Annotated in this window: 24 protein-coding genes and 1 pseudogene; 8 read left to right on the top strand and 17 right to left on the bottom strand. The window is 56.3% G+C overall.

Features of this window, described 5'->3' with window-relative positions; translation table 11 throughout:
- Nucleotides 1–37: 37 nt before the first annotated feature.
- Nucleotides 38–472: a hypothetical protein gene (locus ACR0EZ_RS24580; protein WP_480617428.1), complete on the bottom strand. Its 435-nt coding sequence runs from the start codon at nt 470–472 to the stop codon at nt 38–40.
- Between the two features lie 126 nt (nt 473–598).
- Between ACR0EZ_RS24580 and ACR0EZ_RS24575 the strand changes: the two genes are divergently transcribed.
- Nucleotides 599–1,825 carry an ATP-binding protein gene (locus ACR0EZ_RS24575; RefSeq protein WP_480617427.1) on the top strand — a complete coding sequence of 409 codons (1,227 nt, stop codon included), beginning with the start codon at nt 599–601 and terminating at the stop codon, nt 1,823–1,825.
- A 438-nt stretch (nt 1,826–2,263) separates the two neighbouring features.
- Entirely contained in the window at nt 2,264–4,321 is a 2,058-nt protein-coding gene (locus ACR0EZ_RS24570; RefSeq protein WP_480617426.1) for an adenylate/guanylate cyclase domain-containing protein, read from the top strand.
- Between the two features lie 480 nt (nt 4,322–4,801).
- On the opposite strand, the gene ureG is transcribed toward ACR0EZ_RS24570, so the two are convergent.
- The 11 genes and pseudogenes from ureG to ACR0EZ_RS24515 all read right to left on the bottom strand — a co-directional run bounded on the left by ureG (nt 4,802) and on the right by ACR0EZ_RS24515 (nt 14,127).
- Nucleotides 4,802–5,431 carry an urease accessory protein UreG gene (ureG, locus tag ACR0EZ_RS24565; RefSeq protein ID WP_480617425.1) on the bottom strand — a complete coding sequence of 210 codons (630 nt, stop codon included), beginning with the start codon at nt 5,429–5,431 and terminating at the stop codon, nt 4,802–4,804.
- Nucleotides 5,428–6,081 carry an urease accessory protein UreF gene (locus ACR0EZ_RS24560; protein ID WP_480617424.1) on the bottom strand — a complete coding sequence of 218 codons (654 nt, stop codon included), beginning with the start codon at nt 6,079–6,081 and terminating at the stop codon, nt 5,428–5,430. The genes ureG and ACR0EZ_RS24560 overlap by 4 nt, the downstream gene beginning before the upstream one ends.
- Nucleotides 6,065–6,517: an urease accessory protein UreE gene (locus ACR0EZ_RS24555; RefSeq protein ID WP_480617423.1), complete on the bottom strand. Its 453-nt coding sequence runs from the start codon at nt 6,515–6,517 to the stop codon at nt 6,065–6,067. The genes ACR0EZ_RS24560 and ACR0EZ_RS24555 overlap by 17 nt, the downstream gene beginning before the upstream one ends.
- 31 nt (nt 6,518–6,548) lie before the next feature.
- The gene (locus tag ACR0EZ_RS24550) at nt 6,549–6,770 is read right to left on the bottom strand and encodes a hypothetical protein (protein ID WP_480617422.1); all 222 of its coding nucleotides are present in this window, start codon (nt 6,768–6,770) and stop codon (nt 6,549–6,551) included.
- 130 nt (nt 6,771–6,900) lie between these two features.
- Nucleotides 6,901–8,661, bottom strand: a complete 1,761-nt coding sequence (ureC, locus tag ACR0EZ_RS24545; RefSeq protein WP_480617420.1) for an urease subunit alpha — start codon at nt 8,659–8,661, stop codon at nt 6,901–6,903.
- Nucleotides 8,636–8,968 (bottom strand): urease subunit beta, encoded by a 333-nt coding sequence (locus tag ACR0EZ_RS24540; RefSeq protein WP_480617419.1) that lies wholly within the window; start codon nt 8,966–8,968, stop codon nt 8,636–8,638. The genes ureC and ACR0EZ_RS24540 overlap by 26 nt, the downstream gene beginning before the upstream one ends.
- Complete coding sequence (locus tag ACR0EZ_RS24535) at nt 8,965–9,126, bottom strand: hypothetical protein (RefSeq protein ID WP_480617418.1); 162 nt, start codon at nt 9,124–9,126, stop codon at nt 8,965–8,967. The genes ACR0EZ_RS24540 and ACR0EZ_RS24535 overlap by 4 nt, the downstream gene beginning before the upstream one ends.
- A gap of 18 nt (nt 9,127–9,144) precedes the next feature.
- The gene (locus tag ACR0EZ_RS24530; RefSeq protein ID WP_170655068.1) at nt 9,145–9,447 is read right to left on the bottom strand and encodes an urease subunit gamma; all 303 of its coding nucleotides are present in this window, start codon (nt 9,445–9,447) and stop codon (nt 9,145–9,147) included.
- A 1-nt stretch (nt 9,448) separates the two neighbouring features.
- Entirely contained in the window at nt 9,449–10,186 is a 738-nt protein-coding gene (locus tag ACR0EZ_RS24525) for an urease accessory protein UreD (protein ID WP_480617429.1), read from the bottom strand.
- Nucleotides 10,187–10,992: 806 nt separating this feature from the next.
- Nucleotides 10,993–11,935 (bottom strand): annotated as a pseudogene (locus ACR0EZ_RS24520) (IS110 family RNA-guided transposase).
- 212 nt (nt 11,936–12,147) lie between these two features.
- Complete coding sequence (locus ACR0EZ_RS24515; RefSeq protein WP_480617417.1) at nt 12,148–14,127, bottom strand: bifunctional 2',3'-cyclic-nucleotide 2'-phosphodiesterase/3'-nucleotidase; 1,980 nt, start codon at nt 14,125–14,127, stop codon at nt 12,148–12,150.
- A 224-nt stretch (nt 14,128–14,351) separates the two neighbouring features.
- Between ACR0EZ_RS24515 and ACR0EZ_RS24510 the strand changes: the two genes are divergently transcribed.
- Complete coding sequence (locus ACR0EZ_RS24510) at nt 14,352–14,618, top strand: hypothetical protein (RefSeq protein ID WP_480617416.1); 267 nt, start codon at nt 14,352–14,354, stop codon at nt 14,616–14,618.
- Here ACR0EZ_RS24510 and ACR0EZ_RS24505 read toward each other — a convergent pair.
- Both ACR0EZ_RS24505 and ACR0EZ_RS24500 read right to left on the bottom strand, forming a co-directional pair.
- Nucleotides 14,599–15,438 carry an SDR family NAD(P)-dependent oxidoreductase gene (locus ACR0EZ_RS24505; RefSeq protein WP_480617415.1) on the bottom strand — a complete coding sequence of 280 codons (840 nt, stop codon included), beginning with the start codon at nt 15,436–15,438 and terminating at the stop codon, nt 14,599–14,601. The two genes, ACR0EZ_RS24510 and ACR0EZ_RS24505, sit on opposite strands and share 20 nt — an antisense overlap.
- Before the next feature lie 69 nt (nt 15,439–15,507).
- On the bottom strand, nt 15,508–16,392 hold the full coding sequence (locus ACR0EZ_RS24500) for an SDR family oxidoreductase (protein WP_480617414.1): 885 nt from the start codon (nt 16,390–16,392) through the stop codon (nt 15,508–15,510).
- Between ACR0EZ_RS24500 and ACR0EZ_RS24495 the strand changes: the two genes are divergently transcribed.
- Nucleotides 16,393–17,412 (top strand): LysR family transcriptional regulator, encoded by a 1,020-nt coding sequence (locus ACR0EZ_RS24495; RefSeq protein WP_480617413.1) that lies wholly within the window; start codon nt 16,393–16,395, stop codon nt 17,410–17,412.
- Nucleotides 17,413–17,519: 107 nt separating this feature from the next.
- On the opposite strand, the gene ACR0EZ_RS24490 is transcribed toward ACR0EZ_RS24495, so the two are convergent.
- Nucleotides 17,520–18,440, bottom strand: coding sequence for a LysR family transcriptional regulator (locus ACR0EZ_RS24490; RefSeq protein ID WP_480617412.1), 921 nt, complete (start codon nt 18,438–18,440; stop codon nt 17,520–17,522).
- Between ACR0EZ_RS24490 and ACR0EZ_RS24485 the strand changes: the two genes are divergently transcribed.
- Both ACR0EZ_RS24485 and ACR0EZ_RS24480 read left to right on the top strand, forming a co-directional pair.
- Nucleotides 18,330–19,475: an SDR family NAD(P)-dependent oxidoreductase gene (locus tag ACR0EZ_RS24485; RefSeq protein ID WP_480617410.1), complete on the top strand. Its 1,146-nt coding sequence runs from the start codon at nt 18,330–18,332 to the stop codon at nt 19,473–19,475. The genes ACR0EZ_RS24490 and ACR0EZ_RS24485 overlap by 111 nt on opposite strands.
- A gap of 17 nt (nt 19,476–19,492) precedes the next feature.
- On the top strand, nt 19,493–19,867 hold the full coding sequence (locus ACR0EZ_RS24480) for a DUF4345 family protein (protein ID WP_480617409.1): 375 nt from the start codon (nt 19,493–19,495) through the stop codon (nt 19,865–19,867).
- Between the two features lie 192 nt (nt 19,868–20,059).
- Here ACR0EZ_RS24480 and ACR0EZ_RS24475 read toward each other — a convergent pair whose 3' ends face one another.
- On the bottom strand, nt 20,060–23,203 hold the full coding sequence (locus tag ACR0EZ_RS24475; RefSeq protein WP_480617408.1) for an efflux RND transporter permease subunit: 3,144 nt from the start codon (nt 23,201–23,203) through the stop codon (nt 20,060–20,062).
- Between the two features lie 12 nt (nt 23,204–23,215).
- On the bottom strand, nt 23,216–24,292 hold the full coding sequence (locus ACR0EZ_RS24470) for an efflux RND transporter periplasmic adaptor subunit (RefSeq protein ID WP_480617407.1): 1,077 nt from the start codon (nt 24,290–24,292) through the stop codon (nt 23,216–23,218).
- A gap of 171 nt (nt 24,293–24,463) precedes the next feature.
- Here ACR0EZ_RS24470 and ACR0EZ_RS24465 point away from each other — a divergent pair, with 171 nt between their 5' ends.
- Together ACR0EZ_RS24465 and ACR0EZ_RS24460 are read left to right on the top strand one after the other, a co-directional pair.
- Nucleotides 24,464–25,105 (top strand): TetR/AcrR family transcriptional regulator, encoded by a 642-nt coding sequence (locus tag ACR0EZ_RS24465; protein ID WP_480617406.1) that lies wholly within the window; start codon nt 24,464–24,466, stop codon nt 25,103–25,105.
- A 96-nt stretch (nt 25,106–25,201) separates the two neighbouring features.
- Nucleotides 25,202–25,381 (top strand): hypothetical protein (locus ACR0EZ_RS24460; RefSeq protein ID WP_480617405.1); only part of this gene is annotated, 180 nt, incomplete at its 3' end.

Raw genomic sequence — 25,381 nt, 5'->3', positions numbered from 1 at the left:
ATCATGAGCTGGCTTTCGACTTGATACGACCGACGAGTCATTCACTCGTTAATTCCGAAAGCGTCAATGGCCGAAAGTTTGCAACGGAACCCGGGCAGAGACCAGGGCGCGCGAGGATCAGGCCTATGAGGCCCGCGCGGCAGAGCGCACTGAGCGGGCTCGGAAACTGGCCGTCGTCGAAGATCTGGTTTCGCGGCGAAACCCGACCCAGCGCGATGCGGACAAGAGGTTGTTTCTGTCTGGCCTGACTGACGATCTGGATCGCAAACATTTCCGCGCGCATGGGTGGAGGTCGAGATCGAACGCAGCGGCGGTTTTCGCGTTCTGGGAAGAGCTGGAACCGGGTGTATTCGAAGACCATGGATAGTTTGAAACAACCTTGAAACGCGGGGTGTGTTTCAAGGTGGCAACCAAGGCCGATATTCAAAAAATCTCGACCTGTCTGCTGAAAGAAACCACGAGAAAAGTGCACGTGCTTTGATGGTAAGGCTCAAGCAGTGCTTTCAGTTTTCAGGGCCTTCGATTTCAATTGGTCGGATGTTGACTTTCAATTGGTCGTTCCCGTACTTTCAATCGGACAAAAAGAAGTCTTTCGAACATGTATCCAAGATTTGCCAAAACCAGAATAGAAGAAGCGTTGTCAGACACGCGTGTTGTCGTGATCTCCGGACCTCGGCAGTCTGGCAAAACAACCTTGGCAACAGAAATCGCCTCTGACAAAGTTCCCTTTTTGACATTGGACGATGCGACTGTGTTGCAATCAGCCATAGATGATCCGGTCGGTTTTATCCGCGGGTTGGACCGGGCGGTTATCGATGAGGTTCAGCGCGCACCGGACCTCCTTCTGGCAATCAAGAAAACGGTGGATGATGACAAAAGGGCAGGGAGGTTTCTGCTGACCGGTTCCGCCAACCTGATGACCATTCCCAAGGTCGCGGACTCTCTTGCCGGGCGAATGGAAATTGTCCGTCTCCTACCTCTCAGCCGGACGGAAATCCTGGAAACGAAATCGGGTTTTATCGACCGGGCATTCGAAGCCAAAGCCCCTGTCGTAGACCAGCCGGTCATTGGCGATGAACTTGTTGAGACAGTTCTTTCCGGTGGCTACCCCGAGGCTCTTGGACGGAAAAGATGGGGGCGAAAGCAGGATTGGTACCATGATTATCTTGATGCGATTGTACAACGGGACGTTCGCGATGTGGCCCAGATCGAACAGCTCGCAATCATGCCAAAACTACTGGCAGTTCTGGCAGAGCATTCTGGTCAACTGGTCAATTACTCGGGGATCGGTGCTGCCATTGGTCTGAATCACGTGACCACTCAGAAATACGTACGTGTGTTTGAAAACCTCTTTCTCGTGCACAGTTTGCAGCCGTGGTTCACCAATCGCCTGAAGCGCCTGACCAAATCCCCCAAGTTGCACTTCCTGGATGCAGGCCTTCTGGCGGCCATGCGCAGCATTACTCCGGACACTGTCAAAAAGGACAAGACACCCTTCGGGTCGATCCTGGAAACATTTGTGTTCAGCGAGTTGCGCAAGATTGCAACCTGGAGCGAGCAAAGGTGCACGTTTTCGCATTTCCGCGACAAAGACAGAAACGAGGTGGATATCGTTCTGGAAAACAGGCGTGGCGAGATCGTTGGGGTCGAGGTGAAGTCGTCTGCTACCGTTACCTCCAGCGACTTTTCCGGGATGCGTAGGTTGACAGAGGCGTGTGGTGACAAATTCATCCAGGGGCTCGTTCTTTACGACCACGATCAGGTTGTACCCTTCGCGGACAACATGTTCGCAGCTCCAATTTCCAGCCTGTGGGCAACGACTTGATGGACGCGCAAAGCCAAGGAAGGGCAGGGGGCTTGAACCATCGATATCGCTGTTCCCGGCAGGTAGTATTCAGCACAAAGGGCGGGAAACGGTCATTTGCCGCAGGCCTCTCGCGTCACGCCGTGCAAAACCTCTATCAGGATCTCCCTGCCGCTTTTCCGACCCGTATTCCACTGGAAAAGTCTCTGCGGGACGTGGCCCGTTTGCACAAGACGGACTGGGGTTTTGTACTTCGCACGTTGGAGCATCTGGGCGAAGCGTCTGGAAAGGCTCGGCGGATCAGATGCAGCAGATACTGTTAAGGTGTCTGCTTCGATGAAGCTGTTGGCATGCATTTAACAGATACGTGAGATTTGGGGACTGGAAGTAAGAAAGCTTTGCCCTCTTGTCAGTCTCAATCCAATACTGAAGCACGTGACATTGTTGTCGGAGATTTAGTTGCGATTTAGCGTAGGCATCGCTGTGTCAATTCTGGTGGCTGTGTCTATCGGGGTATCGACGTTTATCGTCCATTCCCTGTGGTGGACAACAGCGCGCGACAATAGCCGTATGCTGGCGGCTGAGATCAACGGCCAGATTGCAAATACCGTGCGCATTGAAGTGGGCGTGACCCTCAGGTCGGCCGAAGCCGCCTGGGCAGCCGTTCGCACTATCTTTGTACAGAACGTCATTGCGACACGACAGGCCGACAAGCGAGAGTTTGTCTTTCTGTCACAATTGCAGGCGCAGCCGAATATCTCGTGGATTTTCTTCGGCTGGCCCGATGGGAATTTTTTTGCGTCACATCGCCTGGGTGACGGCGGGCTCGAGATGATTGAAATCGACGAGGGTATTCGGGACGGAATGTTACGGAAAGACCGTTACATCTTCATTCCCGGTGACATCCAGTTCGAAGAAAGGACCTTTACCGAAACATCCTATGACCCGCGCGAACATGCCTGGTTTGAAAACTTCATGGGCCTCAACTCTGCCGGGTGGATCGAAGCGCGTGATCTTCCGGATAGTGACAAAACCGTTTACGCCTTTGCCGGTCCGATAGATGTCAGCCGAACGCGGCAAGGGGTTCTGGCCGTTGCGATCGATACGGACCGATTGTCACGCTTTCTTGCCACGCTCGCACCCGGCGAGTTTGGCGCGGCATTTATTCTGAACGCCAATGGCAAGGTCATTGCAGTTCCCGACGCTGAAGCGGATGAGATCACTCCGGCGCGCATGGGTGAGGGCAAGCTTTACGAAGCCGCCATGATATCGGGCGAAAGGCTGTTGGCTGACCCCCAAACAAATACCTCGGGCACTTTGACGAAACGTATCGTCATCGACGGTGTACCTTATGCGGTGGCGTTGACGCCGCTGGGATTTTACGGTTGGCGCGTTGCAACAGTCATACCCGAAGCGGCCTTTCTGTCGGGCATCGATGAAACGCTGATCAACCTGATTTATGTGTTGATCGTTGTGGTGGTTTTTGCAACAGGACTGGCAATCTGGCTGATCCGCAGAGTTGTGGCAAATCCGTTGGCGCGCATCGCTGAAGACCTGGGTAAAATTGAACGCTTTGACGTCGAACGGATTGCGCGCAGACCGTCCAGCCTGTCTGAGCTTGCCAATCTTTCTGCAGCTACCGCCAGTATGGCGGCAGGTTTGTCTGCGTTCCGAAAATACGTGCCCACGGATCTCGTGCGTATGTTGGTTGCTGAGGGCATCAAGATACAGCCAGGCGGAGAAATCAAACAGATTTCCGTTTTGTTTTGCGATGTTACTGGGTTCACCGGTCTGTCCGAAAAACTTGGTCCCAAGATTGTCCAACTCATGGAGCCCTTTTTCAATGCGGCCTCTGTGGCCATCACTCAAAACGGTGGAACGATCGACAAATTCATTGGCGATGCGGTAATGGCGTTTTGGGGTGCACCCCGCAAAGATACCAACCACGCTGAAAATGCCTGCCGCGCAGCGTTGGACCTTGTCGCTGCCGTAGATGCGTCCGAAGTTGAAGATAAGGCCGGCAACCTTCTGCGCGTCAGGATCGGGGTGAACAGCGGTGAGGCTCTGGTCGGAAATATCGGCTCAGAACAGCGTCTGAACTACACCGCGATTGGTGATGTCGTAAACGTTGCCAGCCGGCTGGAAAGTGCCAATAAAGACTTTGGCACGCTGATCCTGATCGGAGAGGAGACGCGACGTCAGGCCGCCGGCTCGATTGTGGTCCGTGAACTGGACACGCTTGCCGTGTTCGGACGCACCGAAGAACTGGTTGTCTATGAACTGATCGCGATGCAGGATGAGTTTGATGGATCCCTTGCCTGGATTGGGTTGTATGAACAGGGCCTTGCACACTACCGGGCCGGGCAGTTTGAAAAAGCTGTTGCAGCATTCGTGGCCGCAGATCAGGCCCGAAACGGGGATCCCGCCTCAGTCGCAATGATGGCCCGGGCTCAACTCCTGTTGGACAGGCCACCACCGGAAGGCTGGCGTGCTGTTACAAGAACCAAAAAGTACTAGATTTCACTCGATCAAGTTCGGGCGCTTCGATCTCGGGTTTTTTTGCAGACATGTGACGTTCTGATTGCGCGCACAAGCGTCCGTGGTTTGGACGGCTATTCGGAAAATCCGAAAATTCGCACTTTGCATGAGCGTAACATGCCGGCGACATCACAGTTGCAGCGAATACCCGGCTGGTGCGCTGCTGCCCCAACATTGGTGCAATTGCTTGAATGAGCGCGAAGAACCCTATAACCGGCGTCGCAATTTCGCGTGTCACGCAGAAACATCGGAGGGCGAAACTCGCGGAACGCATAACAAACCGGCCCAGAAAAACGTTGTGGTCAAGAGTAGTTGTTTAGCCTGGTGCACTTCGTATACAGACAGCAGATGTGTGAGGGAAAAACATAACATCCAGACAAACGTGAAAATGAAAGTTTGTACTTTCAGCCTCTCCAATCGGCTTTAGGAGCCGACAATTTTGCATCTTGGTTCCCAGCGCTAATTCCCTTCTGAAATTATCAACCCCCCGCGTTTCACCAGGAGGTCAACAATCGCGCTGACCCCTTTTTTGTGACGAAGGGACGCGAACAAAAAAGGCCGTCCGTTGCGCATTCTGGCTGCATCTCTTTCCATGACCTCCAGTGAAGCGCCAACATGCGGCGCCAGATCGGTTTTGTTTATGACTAGGATGTCGGATTTTGTTATTGCCGGTCCGCCTTTTCGCGGGATTTCCTCACCAGCGGCGACGTCGATCACATAGATTGTAAGGTCGGCGAGCTCCGGGCTGAACGTAGCCGACAGGTTGTCGCCGCCGCTTTCGATCAGAACAACATCAAGATCGGGATGGCGTTCCTGCATTTCAGCGACCGCTGCAAGGTTGATCGATGCATCCTCGCGGATTGCTGTATGGGGGCAACCGCCCGTTTCGACGCCGATAATCCTGTCTTGGGGAAGGATCTGCATACGCATCAGCGCTTCGGCATCCTCCTGCGTGTAAATGTCATTGGTGATGACGCTCACCGAACAGAAATCGCGCAGGGCTTCAGATAAGGCAGCGGTCAAAGTGGTCTTTCCGGCTCCAACCGGACCACCGATGCCAACGCGAAGAGGGCCGTTCATACTGCTCATGTCCGAAATATCCTTGAATACTGTGTTTCATGTCTCATCGACGCGATGTCCGTTAGGAATGCAGTCGAACTCAACTCTTCCAAGCCTGCCGATTGCGCCTTTTCGGCGATATGAGAACATAGCGGTGTCAAATCACGGATCAGCCTCTGAGCATCGGTTTGTCCCAGTGGCACAAGGCGCGTCGCACAGGCGACAAGGTTGCTTGCGAATGCTTGCAGAAACATCTTGGTCGTCAGCAGCAGGGGAAGGTTTTGTAGTCTTGCAGCCCGTCCAATCGAGACGGGGTAAGTGAACTGCCCAAGGTCCAATTCCCAGACCCCTTTGGTGACATTTCCGAAGGCCTGCCCCAGCAGTTCGGTTTCCATGAGCCTTTCGGATGTCGCGCAAAAGGCCCGCGCCGTGACATCGACGTTGATCAGGTCATCTTTGTCCAGCGCATTGAAGGCCGCCACAACGAACAGAGCGTCATTCCACCCAGATCCATGTTCCAGCGCATCTGATATCCAGGCTTCGGTATCTTGAGAATTCGCGACAGTTCCCTCGTCAATTGCAGCTTCCAACCCATGGGAATAGGCAAAGGCCCCTACAGGATATGCCGGAGAAAACCACTGGATCAGCGTCAGGATATCGCCGTCAGTGGGCGTGGCCATGGGTCCTGCCGTGGCCATAGGCCCCGCCTTCGGGGGTGAACGGCTCGTGCACCTCTCGCACTGAGGCGCCAATTTTCAGAAGCATGTCTCGAATGACATGATCGACCTGGATCAACAGGCGATCCTTTTCGATCTGGCAGGGAGTATGGCGGTTGCCGATATGCCATGCGATGCGCGCCAGGTCAGGGGCTGCAACCTCGAGCAAGGTTTCAGGTGCGGCCTGTATTTCCACTTCGCGACCGTCATCCAGAACCAACGCGCCGCCATGGTTCAGCGAGGTCGTTTGCGCCAGATCGACAAGAATCTGTTCGCCACTTTCGCATGTCAGGACCTTGCGGCGCAAAAACCGGTCTTCATAGGTCAGCGAAAGGGCGTCCGCAGGCTCGCCGTGTAAATGATCATAATACTGCCGTGCTGTACAAAGGAGGATGGTCATGTCAGCGCCCCCTCTGTGGAACGGGCAGCGATTACCAGATGGAGCCCGCGAAAACGTGTTGTACGATCCGGTCGCGGGACAGGCCGCGTTTGCGCAGTTCTTCGTCGCTCAGCGATTGCAGGAACTGCACTTGATCGGTGCGCGATCGTGCTTCGGCCAATCGAGCAAGAGCCGAAAAGATCGACGAACCAATTGCCGAGAACAGACCGAATACGGAAAAACCGGAATGCGGTTGACTTTCTGTGTGTGCCATTGGGACCCTCGTAAGCTTGCGAGACGTTGGTCCTCCCTTGCGTCCTAATATCTGTCATCTTTCACTCGCTTAGTAGTGGCTGATTGGTCATGCCCGGGATGCGCTTGCTGCAACGCAGCGTAATTTTTAATCAGAACATGAAGTATCGCTGTGCCATCGGTAGAACTTCGGCAGGCTGACAGGTTAGCAATTCGCCATCCGCGCGCACCTCGTAGGTTTCCGGGTCAACTTCGACATGCGGTGTCGCGTTGTTCAGCAAAAGGTCCTGTTTGCCAATCTCTCGCGTGTTTTGGACAGCGACGGTCTGCTTTGCCATTCCAAGTGTATCACCGATCCCGTCCGCCTGCGCGGCCTGCGAGACAAAGGTGATTGCCGAGTTTTCAACGGATCGGCCATAGGCGCCAAACATTGGGCGGCTATAAACCGGCTGCGGTGTGGGGATCGATGCGTTGGGATCACCCATCTGGGCGCAGGCGATTGTGCCACCCAGCAAAACCATCTCTGGTTTCACACCGAAGAAAGCAGGATTCCAAAGGACCAAGTCAGCGCGTTTGCCTTCCTCGATACTGCCGATTTCGTGGCTCAGGCCATGGGCAATGGCCGGGTTGATTGTGTATTTCGCAATATAGCGGCGTACGCGTAAGTTGTCGTTCTCACCGGTTTCCTCGGGTAGGCGCCCGCGCTGTTTCTTCATCTTGTCAGCGGTTTGCCAGGTTCGAATCAAGACCTCTCCGACCCGGCCCATGGCCTGACTGTCAGACGCGATGATCGAGAATGCCCCCATGTCGTGCAGGATATCCTCGGCCGCAATCGTCTCGCGCCGAATGCGGCTTTCGGCAAAGGCCACATCCTCGGGGATGGATTTGTCGAGGTGGTGACAGACCATCAGCATGTCGAGGTGTTCCTCGACCGTGTTCACGGTAAAGGGCCGCGTGGGGTTGGTCGAGGACGGCAGAACATGTTTCTCACCGCAGATCTTGATGATGTCCGGAGCGTGACCACCCCCTGCGCCTTCGGTGTGGAAAGCGTGGATCGTGCGGCCCTTCATGGCGGCCACTGTGTTCTCGACAAAGCCTGATTCATTGAGCGTGTCGGTGTGGATCATCACCTGCACGTCCATCGCGTCTGCCACCGACAAACAGCAGTCGATGGCGGCAGGGGTGGTGCCCCAGTCCTCGTGCAGTTTCAGGGCACAAGCCCCGGCCTTGACCTGTTCTTCAACTGCTGCGGGCAAGGAGGCATTGCCCTTACCCGCAAAAGCCAGGTTCATCGGAAACGCATCCGCTGCCTGCAACATCCGCCCGATATGCCAGGGGCCTGGCGTGCAGGTGGTGGCCAAGGTGCCATGCGCAGGGCCTGTGCCACCGCCAAGCATGGTTGTCAGGCCGGAATGCAGCGCGTCCTCGATCTGTTGCGGGCAGATGAAGTGGATATGGCTGTCGAACCCGCCGGCCGTCAGGATGCGGCCCTCGCCCGCGATGGCCTCGGTCCCCGGACCGATTATGATGTCGACGCCCGGCTGGGTATCCGGGTTTCCTGCTTTGCCGATCTTGGCGATGCGCCCGTCTTTCAAGCCGACATCCGCTTTGTAGATGCCGGAATGATCGACGATCAGCGCGTTGGTGATCACCGTATCCACGGCCCCTTCGGCGCGCGTGGCCTGAGATTGCCCCATCCCGTCGCGAATGACTTTGCCACCACCGAACTTGACCTCTTCCCCATAGATGTCTTCGCGGTGCCCGGTTTCGCTGAAACGCGCTGCTGTTGCGCGCTCGACGATTAGGTCTTTCTCGACCTCGATGATCAGATCGGTATCCGCCAATCGTACTTTGTCGCCGACTGTAGGGCCGAACATCGAGGCATAGTCACTCCGGCTGATCTTGCCCGGCATCTTTTAGAGCCCCCATGACATGCATATTGAAACCGTAGATGTGGCGGCGCCCATCGTAGGGCACCAGCATAACCTCGCGCGTTTGGCCTGGCTCAAATCGCACGGCAGTGCCTGCCGGGATGTCCAATCGCATTCCCAAGGCCGTGTAGCGATCAAAATCCAGGGCCGAGTTCGCTTCGGCAAAATGGTAATGGCTGCCGACCTGCACGGGTCGATCACCGGTATTGGCGACGACAACCAGACGGCTGCTGCGTCCTGCGTTGAGCGTCAGTGAACCTTCGGCAGGAATGATCTCACCCGGGATCATTTCGGCAGCTTCATTATCACTGTGATGGCGATGACTGCGATCAAGGCCAGCCCAGCTGCGAGAAGGGCGTAATCACTGCCATGAGCATGAACATGGGTATCCGTATGGGCCACGGCAGGACCAGCCAGAACAAGAGCGGGAAACAGCATGCGGGTCATGGGAAACTCCTTTGAAATTCAGCGAATGGGGTTATGGACGGTCACAAGCTTGGTGCCGTCGGGGAATGTGGCTTCGACCTGCACCTCGTGGATCATCTCGGGCACGCCTTCCATGCATTGGTCGCGGGTGATCACTTCGGCGCCGGCTTGCATCATATCGGCGACCGAACGGCCGTCGCGCGCGCCTTCGACCACGGCGTCAGTTATCAAGGCAATGGCCTCGGGGTGGTTCAGCCTGACGCCACGGGCCAGCCGCTTGCGGGCGACCTCGGCAGCCATGGCGACCAGCAATTTGTCTTTTTCACGAGGGGTCAGGTTCATGTCAGAGCATCCAGCATCGGGGCAATGTGTTTTTGTTCAGTCGGCGCAGAGCCGGTATCAGCGTTCGGCGCAGTGCAAAGCTGTTGCTGGCCAGAATGCGAACGACCAATAGGTCTTTCCGGATCAGGGTTGCCCCGGCGGTGTCCGGTAGCATTTCCCGGACAGGTTTCAGATGACCTTCGGCAGAACTCGACGCCAAGACGATTAACGCCATCGCCCCCGCCCCGTTTGCAATATGAGGTTTGGATAAGTGCCTATGCCAATCACCAGAGAACCTGATCGTCTCGAGAAACACCGGCGTCCCTCCGCGTCGAACCTCGATCCGATCGCGCAAGCGGATGTCGGTCAGCGTCTCGCCCATGGCAACGCGCCCAAAGACAAGCGGCTCGACCATCAGCATTTCAGCGTCGAGCGCCATGTCGATCCGGAGGCGTCTATCCAAAGCACTGCCGTTGTACAAGATGGTCTCTTGCGGCAACCAGTTCAGCCGGGCATCACCCTCAACCGTCAAGTGATTTGTAATCTGGCCCCATTCTTCAGGCCGGGCTTTGTAGGCGCGCTCGCAGGCTTGTGTCGTCAAAGTCAGCGCCGTGCTTTTTGCTGCTTTGCAAGAAAACCGGAATGAATCGCCACCGGTCACGCCGCCCGCCGTGTTCAGAAGAACCGCATCCAGATCAGGTGAGGTCGCTCTAGGGAACAGGCATCTAAAGGACCCGGACTGTCGAAACGTGTCCAGCACGGTCCTGTGGCACAATTGCTTGGTGGATAAGCTGACGGTGCCTGCAGCACGCGTCGGTACCGCGCTGTGCGTGGGAAATATGGCTGCAACTTGGGTAATAGGGCACCTTTAGAGCGTCGTTCGGTGCCATCTGTTTCTCTGTTGAAGTGTCGGAACACTAACCTGCAGTGTCAGAATCTGCTTATTTCCACGCCATGTGCCTAATTTTTGTACAGCGCTTCTGCCTTGGATGAAAAAATAGGCGCATCTCGCCGATTTCCCAAATTGGGCTAAAGGAAAGTTGCCAAGCTTGCTGCAATGCAGAATCCGCATGGGTTCCATTGCAGAGATGATCTGGGGGTGTGTGGGCTGCGCGAGTTGAACCTCGAACCCAACCGCTACACGTATCGCAACAACAGTTGCGGGGATTGAGCAGCCTTATCTGACTGGTCCAACTTGATTGTTATTGCATGAGACATTTTCTCTGGTTCGTGACCAGTTCCACGCAAATAGCGGCTTTGTCCCGCAGATTGTGAATTTGTCCATCTGTTAATCTTACTCGTACCGCGAATGGCATGTGTGGATAGCTCCCGCATAGCAAGACATTTTTTGAAAGTAATTTCGCACTGGTCAGAAGCAGACGTGTGTCCGGCCTGTTTGCGCAGCACACGCGGCTGCTGGCCTTGATGGTTTCCGCGACCAAGTCCCATACGGGTATTGCGGACAACTAGTGTCCTTGCCGTTCGACGGGGTGTCTTGGCTGGCCGGCTGACTGTACTCCATCATTTCAAGGGTCTTGCTGTCTCGAGTATTCCCTTCTTGTTCTCTCAGATCGTGTGGGGACGGTAGTATTCGCTCTTGGTCGGCACAGCCCAGACGATCCGCGCCGTCTTATTGGCCATGGCGATTGTCGCCAAACGGGGAGGCTTGCGGGCGAGCAGGTCTATGGCCCATGGATCGACACGGTCGGGGTTCACCTTCATTTGCCGCAATCGCGCCGTCATACCGGTCACCAAGAGGCGCCGGATATATCGGTCGCCCATCTTCGTGATCCGCCCCAATCGTTCCTTACCACCACTGGATCGGTTGAGCGGCGTCAGACCAAGCCAGGCTGCAAACTGTCTGCCGTTCTTGAACTGCTTCGCGTCACCGACGGTTGCAACAATTGCCGATGCTGTCACGGGTCCAACTCCTGGGATCGTGCGCAGCAACATCACGCGCTTGTCCAGTTTCGAATGCAGGCGCATGCGCACCTCGTACCAACGGAGGCGGAGATGCATGGCAACGAGTTGATGACTCAGCTGCTTGAGAACATCCATCGCAATTTCAGGCAGGTCTGGTTTGTCTCCATCCAGAAGGTTCTTGGCATACTTCACGGCACTTCCTGTACCCTGCGCTATGATAATGCCAAACTCGACCAGCAGGCTGCGCTTCCGATTTCGGCGCTACAAACCGCATTTTTGGGCGCGTCACTGCCTCGCAAACCGCCTCAGCATCAACCGCGTCAGATTTGCCGCGTTTCACATAAGGCTTCACGTAGTTGGCCGGGATCAGCCGAACATCATGGCCCAGCTTTGAGAGTTCTCGTGCCCAATGATGACTGGACCCGCATGCTTCCATCCCCACCAAACATGGCTCGAGTTCATCAAAGAAGGCGACAAGTTGGGCGCGCCGGATCGCTCGATTGAAAACGACGGTGCCATCCGTAGTAATCCCATGGACTTGAAAAACATGTTTGGCCAGATCGATGCCGACTGTTGTAACTTGCATTGGGTAGCTCCTTTCCTAGCAGTGATACACAACTGCAGTATGGCGCATTGCGACGCCGGTTGGAGCAGGAGCTATCCACCCCATCGGGTTCAACAGGCGGCGCCGCAGCATGGAGATTATGGGGTGAATGTCCGGAAAGGGGGGCGAGGCGACAGATGCAAACCCGCCACCGGTTTTATTTGGTGGCGGGCGATTTTCGTGCGCATTTTGAGTCAGAGCTTGATCCGGAAAGCCGCGAAGCCATCGGCGCCTTCTCCGGCGTCCTCGATTGAGACACCTTTGATGTCGCCCATATAGTCCCGCGCCTTTGGACCTGTTTCGAACAAAACTGTCGTGTCCGCAAGCGGCGCAAATGACCAGTTGGCATCTGCCTTTGGATCAATCGTGCCCTGTTCGACAATGTAGCGCACGATGACGTCGCGGTTGGTATCGGGGGCTTCGAATACGATTGTGTCACCCAACGCTCCGGGGAAGGATCCGCCGCCTGACGCGCGATAATTGTTGGTGGCGATGATGAATTCCATGTCATCCGTGACAGGTTCGCCATTATAGGAAAGGTTCATAATCCGCGCCGCATCGGGGTTAACCTCTTCGCCTTTGGGCCCAAAGCGCGAGGGCTGGGACAGGTCAATCTGATAAGTCACGCCATCCATGACGTCGAAGTTGTAGGATGGGAATTCCGGGTTAAGCAGAACCGCATCTTTTGAACCCGCTTCAACCTGATTGAACATTCCGGCTGAACGTTCCAGCCAGCCCCTGACCTGCGCACCGTTCACGCGGACCGCCCGCACCGTGTTCGGGTAGAGATACAGATCGGCAACGTTCTTGATGGCAACGTCACCAACGGGGACATCGGTGTAGTATTCCGGACCGCCGCGGCCACCGGCCTTGAAAGGTGCTGCCGCGGACAGGATAGGCAGGCCTTCATGTTTGGTGCCTTTCAACATCTCTTCGACATACCATTTCTGCGCGATCGATACGATCTGCACGGATGGGTCATCTGCGACCAGCGCAAAATAGCTGTGGAGCGGCGCAGATGTCTTGCCAACCGCGCGGCGGACATAGGCCAGAGTTTCGTCGTGATCCTTGGCAACCGAGTCGAGGACCCTCTGATCATCTCCGACCAACGCGGTAATCGAGCGATCCTCGTTCCTTTGGGAAATTGGCCGCGCTTCGGATGTGGAGGCCACCACGCGCCACTTATTTCCGTCCCTTTCCAGCAGCAGATCAAGCAGGCCCAGATGCGACCCCCAGAAGCCGCCCATGACGGCGGGTTTTCCCATCAGTGTGCCCTTTTCAACATCGATCCCCGGACGGTCTGCAAAAGTTGGCGAGGGAAAGACCAGGTGGTTGTGCCCGGTGACCAGCGCATCAATCCCTTCGACACCTGCAAGCACAACCGAGGCGTTTTCCATACCATCTGCATGGTTCGCATCGCCAATGCCGGAATGCGACAACGCGATGATCAGATCGCAGCCTTGTTCCTGCATCTCAGGCACATAGGCCTGAGCTGTCTCGATGATATCCCGCGCCTCGACATTGCCCTCGAGATGCTTGCGATCCCAATTCATGACCTGCGGAGGCGTAAAGCCGATAACACCGATTTTGATCGGATGTTTCGTGCCGTCGCCCATTTCGATTTCGCGGTCGAGAATGGTGTAAGGCTGAACGAGCGTCTTGTCATCGCGCGGACTCGCGCCTTTCTCTTTAGCGACGTTGGCAAGAACCACTGGGAAATCCGCACCAGCCAAAGAGGTCTCAAGAAAGTTCAGCCCGTAGTTGAACTCGTGATTGCCCAGCGTTGCTGCGTCATAACCAACCGTGTTGAATGCGGTGATGATTGGATGATTGTCCCCTTCTTTCATACCGCGTTCATAGGCGATGTAATCGCCCATCGGGTTGCCTTGCAGAAAGTCTCCATTGTCAACCAGAAGCGAGTTCGTCGCCTCAGAGCGGATTTCATTGATGATCGAGGCCGTGCGGGACAGGCCCACCGTGTCGCGGGGCTTGTCGGCATAGTAATCGTAGGGGAACACATGGACATGAATGTCGGTTGTTTCCATGATCCGAAGATGGGCCTGATTGTTGGCCGCAGCAACCGAGAAGGGGTGAAGCGTAATTGCGGCAGCACTCGCAGCTGTTGTGTATAGAAACTGGCGACGCGAAAATAACGGGCGGTCAGTGAAAGACATTAGGCACCTCTCAAGTTAGTTGGTTAACGCGCCTTTTGAAGGCTATCGGCGACATACGTGTGACATCAGTTGCCAGAAATTCTGTCGCGTCACTTATAGGCGGTGACATGCAGCACCATACCCAAACGAAACGGGTTTGCTAAGGTACTGCGGGTTGCGAACTTGTGTTTCCCTTTGCTTGATCAATCTAACCACAGATTTTTGGACATACGAGCCTGAACGAAGTGAACACCAAGGCACAAAATCCCACTTTGTTCGCTGCGGCCGGAGTGTTCTGGGAGTATGCTAAAAATCCGCTATGCCCTGCTACCCGTGAGCTCGTTTGTCTCGACGATTTGCTGGTGCAGCGAATGTCAGGTTCGGTGAGCCGCACCGCAGTACTGAAAACCATCGTCCAACGGCAGGAAAGGGCCGTCAGAGTTTTTCTCGGCTGCATTTGCTTTGCTGCGCTTGGAGCATCGGCTGATGCTATCAATCCTCACCAGCCATAAAGGACGAAAAGGCGTCCTTGTAATCCGGGTGCCAGCGGCTAAGCGCGGGTCGATTTTCGATCACGTCCGCCAGGTTCCATGCGATGCGTTTTTCGTCGATATCCCGCGTCACGTCGTTGTCTGGGCACAGGATGTAAAAATCACCCCGGTTCACACTGTCGACGAAGAAATCAACAGTCTGCTCAGCGGTCCAGGCAGAGGCGGGTTTTTTCGGTGCCGAGATCATGCCGGTGTAAACAAAGCCGGGCACCAGCAGATGGGCCGTTATTTGGTGTCCCGGGCCAGTACGTAGTTCGTGTGACAAGGCCTCGGTAAAGGCCTTCAAAGCTGCTTTTGAAACATTATAGGCCGGGTTTCCGGGCGGGGTGGTAATACCCTGTTTTGAGCCGGTGTTGATGATGGCGCCCGGTCTGCCTCTGGCGATCATGTTCGGGGCAAAGACCTGCGTGCCGTGGATCGGCCCCCAGAGATTGACGCCCAGCATATTCTCCCATGGTTCCGCAGTGTCCAATGTGGATGACTTGCCGCCCACACCGGCATTGTTCATCAAGATATCCGCGCCGCCAAAACGGTCATTCACCTGCTTTTCAAGCGCTTCCACTTGCGCGCGAACGCTGACATCGACCTCGGCTGTCATCACTTCCGCAGCACCAGCGGCCCTGATCAGATCTGCGGCGGTGGATAGATTCGCTGCATCCCGATCGACAACAACCACCCGCATGCCCATCTGAGCGAATTTCAATGCGGCGGCGAGACCAATGCCGGACGCCCCACCTGTGATGACTGCGACAGAGTCGGAATGGAATGCGGGATGGGTCATACGGTGCACCTTTTCGATTGCGGAAGTCTGGCGGCAAGCCCGGACGCATATCCGGGCCTGCCGCGCGTGTCACGCGGCGTCAGCGACGGTGGTGTTCAGCGTCATCATGCCGTCCATCCCATAGGCAGTAAAGAGCGCCTTGGTCGCCGCCTCCGCCTGCTCGTTCATCGGGATAACGGGCTCGGCCATGCCGCTTTTGTCCACTGCGTTGCGGAACCTGCGTTCGCCTGCAGGCGTATGGATAACCTCCAGCACCGCATCCGCCACGATTTGCGGCACCTGCAAGGGATTGTCAGCGAGGGACTCTCCCATGCTTTGAAGCATGGCGTTAGGTGCACCGGCGAACTCGCCATAGCTTGCGTCCCGGTCGCGCGACGTCGGAGCGATAAGGTTGGCGAAGAAATTCGTCGGGAAACCGCCCGGCTCAATCACGGCCACATCGACACCGAACTGGCTCAGCTCCCAGCGATAATTCTCGCTTAGGGCTTCAACCGCCCATTTTGCTGCATTATACGGTCCAAGGAAGGGCACGGTGACACGGCCAAGAAGGCTGGTGACGTTCAGGATCAGACCCGCGCGCCGCTCTCTCATCTTCGGCAACACCGCGCGCGTCATGCGTTGAACCCCAAAGACGTTGACGTCGAAGATGCGACGGAAATCCTCACCCGAGAAGTTCTCCTGCAGACCCTGAGCACCGGCACCCGCATTGTTGACCAGAACGTCGAGATAGCCAAAGGCAGCCTCGACCGCGGCGGCACCTGCTTCGACCGACGCGTCGTCGGTCACGTCGATATCGACCACTTCGACACCGATCTCACGCAACGCTTTTGCTGCGTCCTGGTTGCGCCCGTCCAGATCGCGGACTGTTCCGGCGACGCGATGTCCGGCCTTGATCAAGTCAGCCACGATCAGATTGCCAAACCCGCTGCTGGCCCCTGTGACGATAATGTTCATTTGCTGTCTCCTGCGTGTGATCCCGGTCCAGGACCGTCTGATGAGCTGAAGTTAGGTATTGCCAACAGAAAGCAACAGACGTATCAAAATGAACTAATGGTTGTGAATATTAGAACAGTTGGCATACCTGCCCTCATCAGCTTTCACAGCGTTGCGCGCCTGGGGGGTATCAGTGTTGCGGCCGACCATCTGAATATGGCGAAATCCGGGGTCAGCCGGCACATCTCGCGGCTTGAAGAACATTTTGGTGTAAAGCTGGTCGTGCGCAGCGGCAGGTCAGTCAAGCTGACCCCAACAGGCATCCGGCTGCATCAGCGTATTCAGTCTATTCTGGCCGACATTGATCTTCTCGATGACATTGCCCGCGAAGCAACCGGGGATGTGTCAGGGCAGGTCAATTTCGCGGCCACCGCTGAATTCGGATCGCTCATCGCCTCGACGCTGCTTCCGGCGGTGCGAGACAGGTTTTCCGATCTCACTTTGGTCATGCGTCCGGCTTATGACTTTGAAGATATGCAGGATCCGAGCACGGATCTGGCCTTTCGCATAGGCACGTTCGACGATGACCGGCTGGTTGCAAAAGAACTCGGCAGCTTCAATTGCTTGCTGGTTGCTGCACCGGAACTTGCAACACGATCGCCCGTCAGCGCACCAAACGACCTGAAAGACAAACCCTGCCTGACATTCCGCAGCGATGTCGCAGAAACCACCTGGACCTTCTTCTCGCCCAAGGCCGTGTCACCGGTACAGGTCAGCGGGCCGTTTGCGACCCGAAGTTTCCCGGTGTTGTTCGATCTGGCTGTCGCGGGACGAGGCTATGCTTTTCTGCCAGAGTTTATGCTGGCGGACGCCCTGACTGATGGTCGGCTGGTCAGATGTCTTCCCAACCACGTGTCGCGATCCTATTCGGTGTTTTTGACCTATCGCCCGGGTACGCGGCGCATTGCGCGCGTCGACGCGGTCGCGTCGCTGGCTGAGAATTTGATCCCCGCACTTCTTCAGGATGTAGGATCTGAATAGGAAATTGGTTCAGGACCCAAGGCATCATTGCCGAAGGCAAATTGAATGACGGATTGTGCCGCAGGATTGCCAGTTTTTCGTTCCCGCGCACATGCAGCACTTGACCGCTAAGTGGGTGATACGGTGCCCGAAACCCAGAACTCGTTTCGTCTGGATCTGACCCGTTCGGCAAGGAAATCGACGAATAGTCGGACCCGTGCCGTGTTGCGCAAATCACGATGCAGCAAAAGCCAGATGCTGCGATAGGGCATTGGCTTTTGGAACGGTGCGCGGATCAGCTCAGCGTGTCGGTCTCCGAGGTTGCAGGCGAGATAGGCCATACCTAGGCCAGAGGCCGCCAGCGTGATCAAGGGGACCAGTTCAGAAACCCGGTGTTTTAACGTGGCTTTGGGGTAGTAGCTGTCTTTCACCCATTTCGCGGTAGTCGCGTCTTCGGGCTCGTGCCAACCAATCAGGTGCAGGTCCTCTCCGCCATTGTCGCTGATGCGTTCGGCGTAGCTGCGGGTGCAATAGGCTGCCTGGGACATCTGGACCAGCTTTCGCCCGACCACGTCGTCCGTCACCTCGTCGGCAATCCGCAGGGAAACGTCGGCTTCCCGGCGCATCAGGTCGCGAATATCGTTTGTGAAATTCATGTTGAGTGTAATGTCTGGGTATAGATCAGCGAAGGCGGCGAAATCATCCATCAGCGACGTCATCGCCAAACCATGGGGAAGTGTGACGTAGATCGTGCCTGAAGGCTGAGCGTCACGGCCAACGATGACCCGGGACGCAGCTGTCATTTCCGCCTCGACCCGTTCGGCATGAGGCATCAGGTCCTCGCCAAGTTGTGTCAGTGACAAGCCGGACTTGGAGCGGTCGAACAACCGGCTGCCCACACGCTCTTCCATAACCGAAAGCCGCCTGGTCAGGGTCGTATGGTTGACCTGAATGCTATCAGCACCACCCCTGAGCGTTCCGGTTCGGGCAACAGCCAGAAAGTATTTCAGATCGTCCCAATTGAGGGAATGGCTTTCCTGTATCGACATGCACCATATGTTTCATTCCTGAAGCCTCATGTCCAGTTTTTGCTATCTACAGTTCATTTTTGCGCCGACCTATCTTTGGTGCATCAAACCGGACACCAAGGAACCTACATCATGAATCCGATCCATTCCGTCTTGATCACCGGAGCAAATGCCGGGCTGGGCCGCGAGGCCGCTCGGCAGCTTGCCCTGCAGAAGGGCATCGACAAAATCTATCTGGCTTGTCGCAACCGGACCAGAGCGGAGGCAGCCAAAACGGCGCTGGAAAGTGAAACCGGACGCAAGATTTTTGAATTGGTCCTTCTGGATGTTACCGACCCGGCTTCGGTTCGCAACGCAGTGGCCAAGCTTTCCACCCCGATTGACGCCGTTATTCTCAATGCCGGTGGTACAGGCGGGCGGGAGCCCAACACGTTCACTAGCGCGGGCGTGACCAACATCTTCGCCACCAATGTTCTGGGCCATGTGGTGCTGGTGGATGCGCTATTAGAGCGCCAATTGGTGACATCCACTGTTCTTTATGCGGGATCTGAGGCCGCGCGGGGTATTCCAAAAATGGGAATGCACCGCCCCGATCTGTCCGATGGAACCGTAGAGGAGTTCAGGTCAATCGCCGATGGCAGCAAGTTTGGCCCCCAGGGCGATCCGATGCAGACTTATGGTTATGCCAAGCTGACGGCGATCCTGTGGATGGGGGCGATGGCGCGTCAGCACCCGCATGTCCGTTTTGTAACCATGAGCCCGGGCGGCACTGCCGGCACCTCGGGCTTTGACGATCTGCCGCTGATGAAGCGCATCTTCTTCAAACATGTTGGCGGGGTGTTGATGCCACTTTTTGGCATGATGCATAGCGTCGAGGTCGGAGCAAAACGTTATCTGGACGGGTTACTGAACCCCGAATTCAAAACCGGTCACTTCTATGCCAGTCAAACCGGCTATCCAACGGGGCCGGTCGTAGATCAGGCCGGCATTGATGGCGCTCTGTCAGACATCGCTACGCAGGACAACGCCAATCGGGCTTTGCGCCAGTTGGCCTGAACCCAAGGAGACTAGAAATGGAAACCACACTAAACATCCTCGTCATTCTTGCATCCCTGATGCTGGCGGGGCTGGGCGCCCTGTCCATGTTCGCGCCCCGGCGTATAGTCGCCAATTTTGCCATCGAACCGGTGGGGACGGCCGGACTCAGCACGATCCGTTCCGTGATCGGTGGGCTGTTTCTGGCTTCGGTGGCACTTCTGGTGATCGGCCTGATGACCGGCCAGACGCTCAGCTATGTTGCCGTTGCAATCCTGATGGGAGCCGTAGCGCTTGGACGCATTGCAGGCCTTCTGACCGACGGGTTCGACAAGGCGGTTTTGCCACCATTGGTCGCTGAACTTGTGATTGCCGCGCTATTGCTCACTGCCTACTACCAGTCGTCTGTTTAGTCGGTCGACAGGAAATGGGCGGGTGTTGTAGGCCAATCCCTGCCGTCCACATCCGAACAAGGTGGGCATATCAGCTGGATGCAGCGTCGATGCCGGGGTGAGAAAAAGATCTTGCCGAAAACCTTGGGGCCTATGGCGGTCAAATGCAGCTTTCGGCGAAGAGAATTTCGCCAGCAGAAATGATTGCAACCCTCATTCTGCGGCCAGCCTGAGTACCGCGTTGTCGGAATCGGGATTTTGGTGAGTGGACAGATGTCGTTTTCCAAACCGTCCCCGGTAGACCAATGCGAAAACCGGTGGCGTGAAGTAAAAGGACACGACGGTCGACAACAATACGCCACCGGCGATCGCCACTGCGAATGGCGGCCAGAACGCGCCGCCACCGAGGATCAGAGGCAGGAACCCGCCAAAGGTCGTCACCGTTGTCGAGATGATGTGGCGGCTTGAACCGGACACAACCCGCGCCATGGCAATATGATCGCCGCGGCTTGCATCAGGGTCCTTTTGCAAGCCGGTTAAAATGATGATCGCGGCATTGACGGACACACCGATTGAGCCGATGACGCCGATAATCGCCGTGATGCCGAATGGAAACTGCATGATGGCCAGTGACAACATCGAAAGTCCCGCGGACAGGACGCACACCACAAGGGTTACAACGGTCAGCCGGAATGAGTTGAATGTCAGCACAATCGTCGCAATGGACAATGTGACGATCAAGCCAACGGATGCTAGCAGATTCCCGACGGTGTTGGACCGGGCGTCGCTGTCGCCACCCAAGGACATGGTGTAGCCTTGTGGCAGCACAAATCCTGACGCATCGAGCGCCGCCAATACATCCTGCAAAGCCTCTTCGGGTAATACACCCGGGACAATAAATGCCTGAATGGTGTTTTCGCGAATGCCGTCTGTTCGCGTTATGACGCTTTCGGCCGGTTCAATAACGGGGCGGGCCAGTTCTGACAGCGGCACGGCGGGAAACACGCCGGTCGCCGAGACGGCGGCCGCGTTCGGCAACAGGATGGGCATACTGACAATTGCGCTAAGATCCGACCGGACCTCGTCACCCAGACGCACACGCACAGGCAATTGTTCTGTTCCTTCGATCAGCGACCCGCCGGTAACGCCCACCAGCGCGGAATCCAGCTGTCGGGCGATATCCGCCACGTCCAGCCCCAACAAGCGGGCTTTGACCTCATCAATCTCGAACCGGATTTGTGGGTTGCCGCCGTTGACGCTGGCCCGGGCCTGGGTCACCAGATCAAGATTGGCCATGATCGAACGCACCTCATCGCCCAGCTTGCGAAGAACCGTGATGTCCTGCCCTTGTATGTTCACCTCAACCGGTGCCGCGACGGGCGGGCCCTGCACCAGATTGCGCACGATAATCTGAGCGCCGGGAAATTCTGTGTCCAGTTGGCTCTGCAATGTGCCAACCATACGTGCCGCGTCGTCAGCGGTCTCGGTTGTGATCATGGCCTGCGCAAAGCCGGGCTCGCGCGAGCGGTTGCCGACAATATTGTAGTAGAAGGCAGGGCCGGATTCTCCGACGGTCCAATAGACGCTTTTCACCCCCTCATCCGCCAGCAGCATTTCGTCGATCTGTCGCGCGGTTGCTTCGGTCTTGGCGATTGATGTGCCACCAGGCATATCGACTTCGATATAGAATTGGTTGCGGTCTACGCCGGGAAAGAACTGCGCCGTCAGCGTTGGAAACGCCACAAAACCCAGCACTGGTAAAATCAAGGCCAGGGCGATGGATCGCACCGGGTTGGCGACGGCAAAACGGATAGAGGCTTCAAACAGGCGCGCAAGCAGAGGGATGCTGATACCGCGGCTCAGCATCCCGGCATCGGCGCGGTCTGACAAAAGCCAGCCCGCAATCGCTGGCGTCACAGTCAGTGCAACAAGCAGCGACCATACCAGCATAAGCACCACAGAGATGGCGATGGCGCCGACAAAGTCCCCGGCAGGTCCGGGAAGCAAGATCATCGGTGTGAATGCAAGCGCGGTTGTGACAGTCGATGCCAGCAAGGGCGCGGCCAGTCGGCGGACAGCGTCCCGGACGGCCTCAGGGCGCGCCATTCCTTCCTGCAGGCGACGCCGAATTTCGTCGGTCATAACAATGGCCGCGTCAACGAGCAAACCCAATGCCACAATCAGACCTGTGACGGACATCTGGTGAATGGGCAAACCGATCATGTTCATCGTGGCCAGAGTCGCCAATGAAACGACCGGCAGCACCAAAGCGACAACCGCCGCGGCGCGCACGCCCAGCGTTACGAACAGCACTGCCACCACAAGCGCCACACCGATGGCCATGTTGATCCCGACCTCTGTCAGGCGGTCCGTCGTGTATTGGCTTTGATCGAAAAGTAGAAGTTCCTGAATGCCCAAAGGCACCGAGGCGCCGCCGGTCTCAAGTTCGTTCCGTAGAAAACCGGTCCAGCGGTCGATCTGAACACCGTCTTGTGCCAGAACGCCCACCAGAACAGCGGGCTTGCCGTTGGCGAATGCGATGGACGACTGCGGATCGCGTGCGCCTCGGTCGATGCTGGCAATATCTCCCAGCTTCACCACAGCGCCTTCCGCACTTTCGCGCAGGACAATATTGCGGACACGGTCCAGGGTCTCGATCTCACCGCTGATGTTGATCGTGAGATCCACATCGGAGTGCAGCCGCCCCGACTGAACTTTGCCATCGGCTTGTGCAATTCGCCGGGATATCTCGGCAGCGCTGAGCCCCAAGGCTGCCGCCTTATCCAATTCAACACTGACCAGAACTTCTTCGTCCGGCAGACCAAAGTAGTCGACGGCCCGTGTCGCAGGTATCGCGCGCAGCCGGTCGCCCAGTGTTTCGGCGTGGCGAGACAGCAAAGTAATCGGGAAATCCGGAGTGTCTGCCGCCACCGCGATGACCGCAGAATAAGCGGAAATACCTTCGGCGTCGAAGTCCGGAGGCAGCACGCCCACCGGGAACTTCTGGCTGGCATCCTCAACCGCATCTCGCGCTTCAGCCCAAACCTGTTCGATGGTGGTCTCATCCAGCGTTTCAATCAGCTCGACAGAGACAACGGAAACGCCCGAACGGGATACCGAGCTGATTTCATCCACTTCGGCAATTTTGCGAAGCTCTTCCTCGATTTCCGCCGTGACAAGGGCTTCGACGCGCTTAGGATCTGCGCCCGGAAACTTAGTGGTTACGGTTGCAAAAAGGTTGGTGATTGTGGGGTCTTCTTGCCGGCCCAGCGACAGGAACGACGATAACCCCGCGGATACAAGCACCAGGATGATAAGAGCGACAAGCCGGGGGTGGCGAAAGGTCAGGGTTTCCATGGGATCGCTCCGCTACTGGCCGGTTTCGAAGGCGACACGCTGACCAACGGTTACACGCTGTGGTCCCTGATCAATCAGAACCGTGCCGTCTGGGAACGCTCCACGTACAAAGACGCGGTCATCTTCGGCGTGAAGCACTTCGACCGTGGCCAAACGCACGGTTTTTTGACCGTCCGCCACCAACAACGTCCACTGGCCTCTGTTTCCTTCCTTTAGCGAGGTTGTCGGAACCCAGGTTCCTGCGCTTTGAACCGGTTCGATGACATGCACACGTGCAGTCTGACCGAATGCAATATCCGGCTGATTTTTCAGAACGAACAAGGCTGTGCGGGTGCGGGTGACCGGATCAATATCGGGCCGCAGGGTCGCGAGTTCTGCCTGATGTCTTTCACCTGCTATTTCGATCTCGACATCCGATAACAGGGCGGGCGCGACGTCCAGCGGTATTCCAATCCGCACCTGCGGGGACACGACCTCGACCATGCCCAGCACCAGTTCGCCAGAGCGCAAAGTCTCGCCTCCATCGACGTGGCGTGAGGTAATTTGCCCCGCAAATGGTGCCTTGATGCTGGATTTTTCGTTCCGAACCGCCACGTTATGCAAGGCTGCATCAAGCTCGCCAATTCTGGACGACAACTCATCCTGTTGCGCCAGCGCCTCATCCAGCCTTGCCTGGCTGGTAAAGCCCTGTTCGACTAGCTTTGTATTTCGTCCGACCGTTTTCTGCGCAAAGCTTAGCTGTGCAGCAATGGCATTTCGCGATGCGGTCAGGCGGTCGCGTTCAACCTTTAAAAGCGCGATATCCAGTGTCGCAAGAAGCTGACCCTTCGCCACTTCATCGCCCTCATCCACCAGGATCTGATCCAAAGTACCGTTCAGTTCGAATGACACATTTGCCGAGCGCTGCGGTTCGACCTGACCGATGAAAACGCGATCAACAGTATACTGCGACTCGGACCTGATCGGTGTGACGGAAACAGGGGTAACGGATGCAGCATCCGGTGCGGGCACGGCGTCCGCTCGGCGCGTTAGCTCGGAGGTTCCAAAGAAGACCGCGGCTGATGCAATGGCGATAACGCTGACAGTCACCCCTAACCGGAAAGTAGCGCGCAACATGCGCGAAAACAGGCTTTGCCGGATGGGTTCAGAAGAAGATTTCGCAGGATTCGGCATTTTGGGACCTCATCAAGTTAGTGCATCTAACATATGTTAGAAGTTCTCACTTTGACAAGTGTTACGTGATCTGCCACATGTTGGATCATGACGAGCACAGAAAAAACCTTGGCCACAGCCAGCAAAACCGGCCACCGATCCGTGAAGAAGAAATCGTATCATCACGGTGACCTGCGCGCGGCACTCATCGAAGCGACCCGGCAGCTGGTGGAAGAAAAAGGCCCGGACAGTTTTTCGGTTTCCGAGGCTTGCAAGTTGGCGGGGGTGTCCACTGCAGCACCCTATAAGCACTTCAAAGACAAGACAGAAATGCTTGTCGCCGTCGTTCTTGAGGGCATGGCAAGGCATCGCCAAAACATGCTGACTGCGCTCGAGGGTATACCTGAAGGATCGCCGGAACGTATCACCGCCATCGGAATGGAGTATATTGCATTTGCGCAGAACGAGCCGGGAGTATTTCGGCTGAAGTTTGGCGGTTTCACAGATCGCATCGCCGACCCTCATTTGGAGGTGGGTGGACAACAGAGCTTTGGCATTCTTTTGACCGAAGTTGCAAAATGTCTTGGCGAGCAGGGAATCACGGACGAAGTGCGCCGCCGGGGGTTTCTGCTATGGAGTTTCGTGCATGGCCTGTCGTTCATTCTGCAAGACAAGGGGCTCGCAGAAAAAGGTTCGGAATTCGAACTGCACGATCTTCTTGAGGATGTTTCTGAGAGAATGTTGAGTTGATAGCACTCCCGTCAATTTCAACTCGATCGACCAAATCCAAAAAAAATTCTCAAACACGGAACTGGGTCTGCGGGCCTTCGATTGCTTTGGTCCGCCATGCGTACCGTAGGTGAAGCAAACATCTCGCCGACGCAGCGAATGGCAGCAAAGCAGGCTGCAAATGCAGCAACGAGGTCAGTTGCCGGATGTCCTGTGTGGGTGGCGCCTGCATTGCAAGTGTTTTCTGCGTTGATAGCGGCGGTCCGTCAGTACTGTCGTGTGTTTGGCCTGTTCACG

The sequence above is a fragment of the Ruegeria sp. AK4 genome, from assembly GCF_056541025.1.
The sequence above is the reverse complement of the archived record's forward strand: the minus strand, read 5'-3'. Positions and strand labels throughout refer to the sequence as shown.

What these genes read in the sequence shown, in the direction of transcription:
- ACR0EZ_RS24530 (WP_170655068.1), bottom strand. Translation starts at nt 9,447, where the DNA reads ATGAACCTGACCCCTCGTGAAAAAGACAAATTGCTGGTCGCCATGGCT.
- ACR0EZ_RS24560 (WP_480617424.1), bottom strand. Translation starts at nt 6,081, where the DNA reads ATGGCCACGCCCACTGACGGCGATATCCTGACGCTGATCCAGTGGTTT.
- ureG (WP_480617425.1), bottom strand. Translation starts at nt 5,431, where the DNA reads ATGAGCAGTATGAACGGCCCTCTTCGCGTTGGCATCGGTGGTCCGGTT.
- ACR0EZ_RS24505 (WP_480617415.1), bottom strand. Translation starts at nt 15,438, where the DNA reads ATGACCCATCCCGCATTCCATTCCGACTCTGTCGCAGTCATCACAGGT.
- ACR0EZ_RS24490 (WP_480617412.1), bottom strand. Translation starts at nt 18,440, where the DNA reads ATGTCGATACAGGAAAGCCATTCCCTCAATTGGGACGATCTGAAATAC.
- ACR0EZ_RS24550 (WP_480617422.1), bottom strand. Translation starts at nt 6,770, where the DNA reads ATGGCACACACAGAAAGTCAACCGCATTCCGGTTTTTCCGTATTCGGT.
- ACR0EZ_RS24535 (WP_480617418.1), bottom strand. Translation starts at nt 9,126, where the DNA reads ATGACCCGCATGCTGTTTCCCGCTCTTGTTCTGGCTGGTCCTGCCGTG.
- ACR0EZ_RS24465 (WP_480617406.1), top strand. Translation starts at nt 24,464, where the DNA reads ATGACGAGCACAGAAAAAACCTTGGCCACAGCCAGCAAAACCGGCCAC.
- ACR0EZ_RS24500 (WP_480617414.1), bottom strand. Translation starts at nt 16,392, where the DNA reads ATGAACATTATCGTCACAGGGGCCAGCAGCGGGTTTGGCAATCTGATC.
- ACR0EZ_RS24480 (WP_480617409.1), top strand. Translation starts at nt 19,493, where the DNA reads ATGGAAACCACACTAAACATCCTCGTCATTCTTGCATCCCTGATGCTG.
- ACR0EZ_RS24475 (WP_480617408.1), bottom strand. Translation starts at nt 23,203, where the DNA reads ATGGAAACCCTGACCTTTCGCCACCCCCGGCTTGTCGCTCTTATCATC.
- ACR0EZ_RS24555 (WP_480617423.1), bottom strand. Translation starts at nt 6,517, where the DNA reads ATGACCATCCTCCTTTGTACAGCACGGCAGTATTATGATCATTTACAC.
- ureC (WP_480617420.1), bottom strand. Translation starts at nt 8,661, where the DNA reads ATGCCGGGCAAGATCAGCCGGAGTGACTATGCCTCGATGTTCGGCCCT.
- ACR0EZ_RS24575 (WP_480617427.1), top strand. Translation starts at nt 599, where the DNA reads ATGTATCCAAGATTTGCCAAAACCAGAATAGAAGAAGCGTTGTCAGAC.
- ACR0EZ_RS24515 (WP_480617417.1), bottom strand. Translation starts at nt 14,127, where the DNA reads ATGTCTTTCACTGACCGCCCGTTATTTTCGCGTCGCCAGTTTCTATAC.
- ACR0EZ_RS24540 (WP_480617419.1), bottom strand. Translation starts at nt 8,968, where the DNA reads ATGATCCCGGGTGAGATCATTCCTGCCGAAGGTTCACTGACGCTCAAC.
- ACR0EZ_RS24485 (WP_480617410.1), top strand. Translation starts at nt 18,330, where the DNA reads ATGGTTGACCTGAATGCTATCAGCACCACCCCTGAGCGTTCCGGTTCG.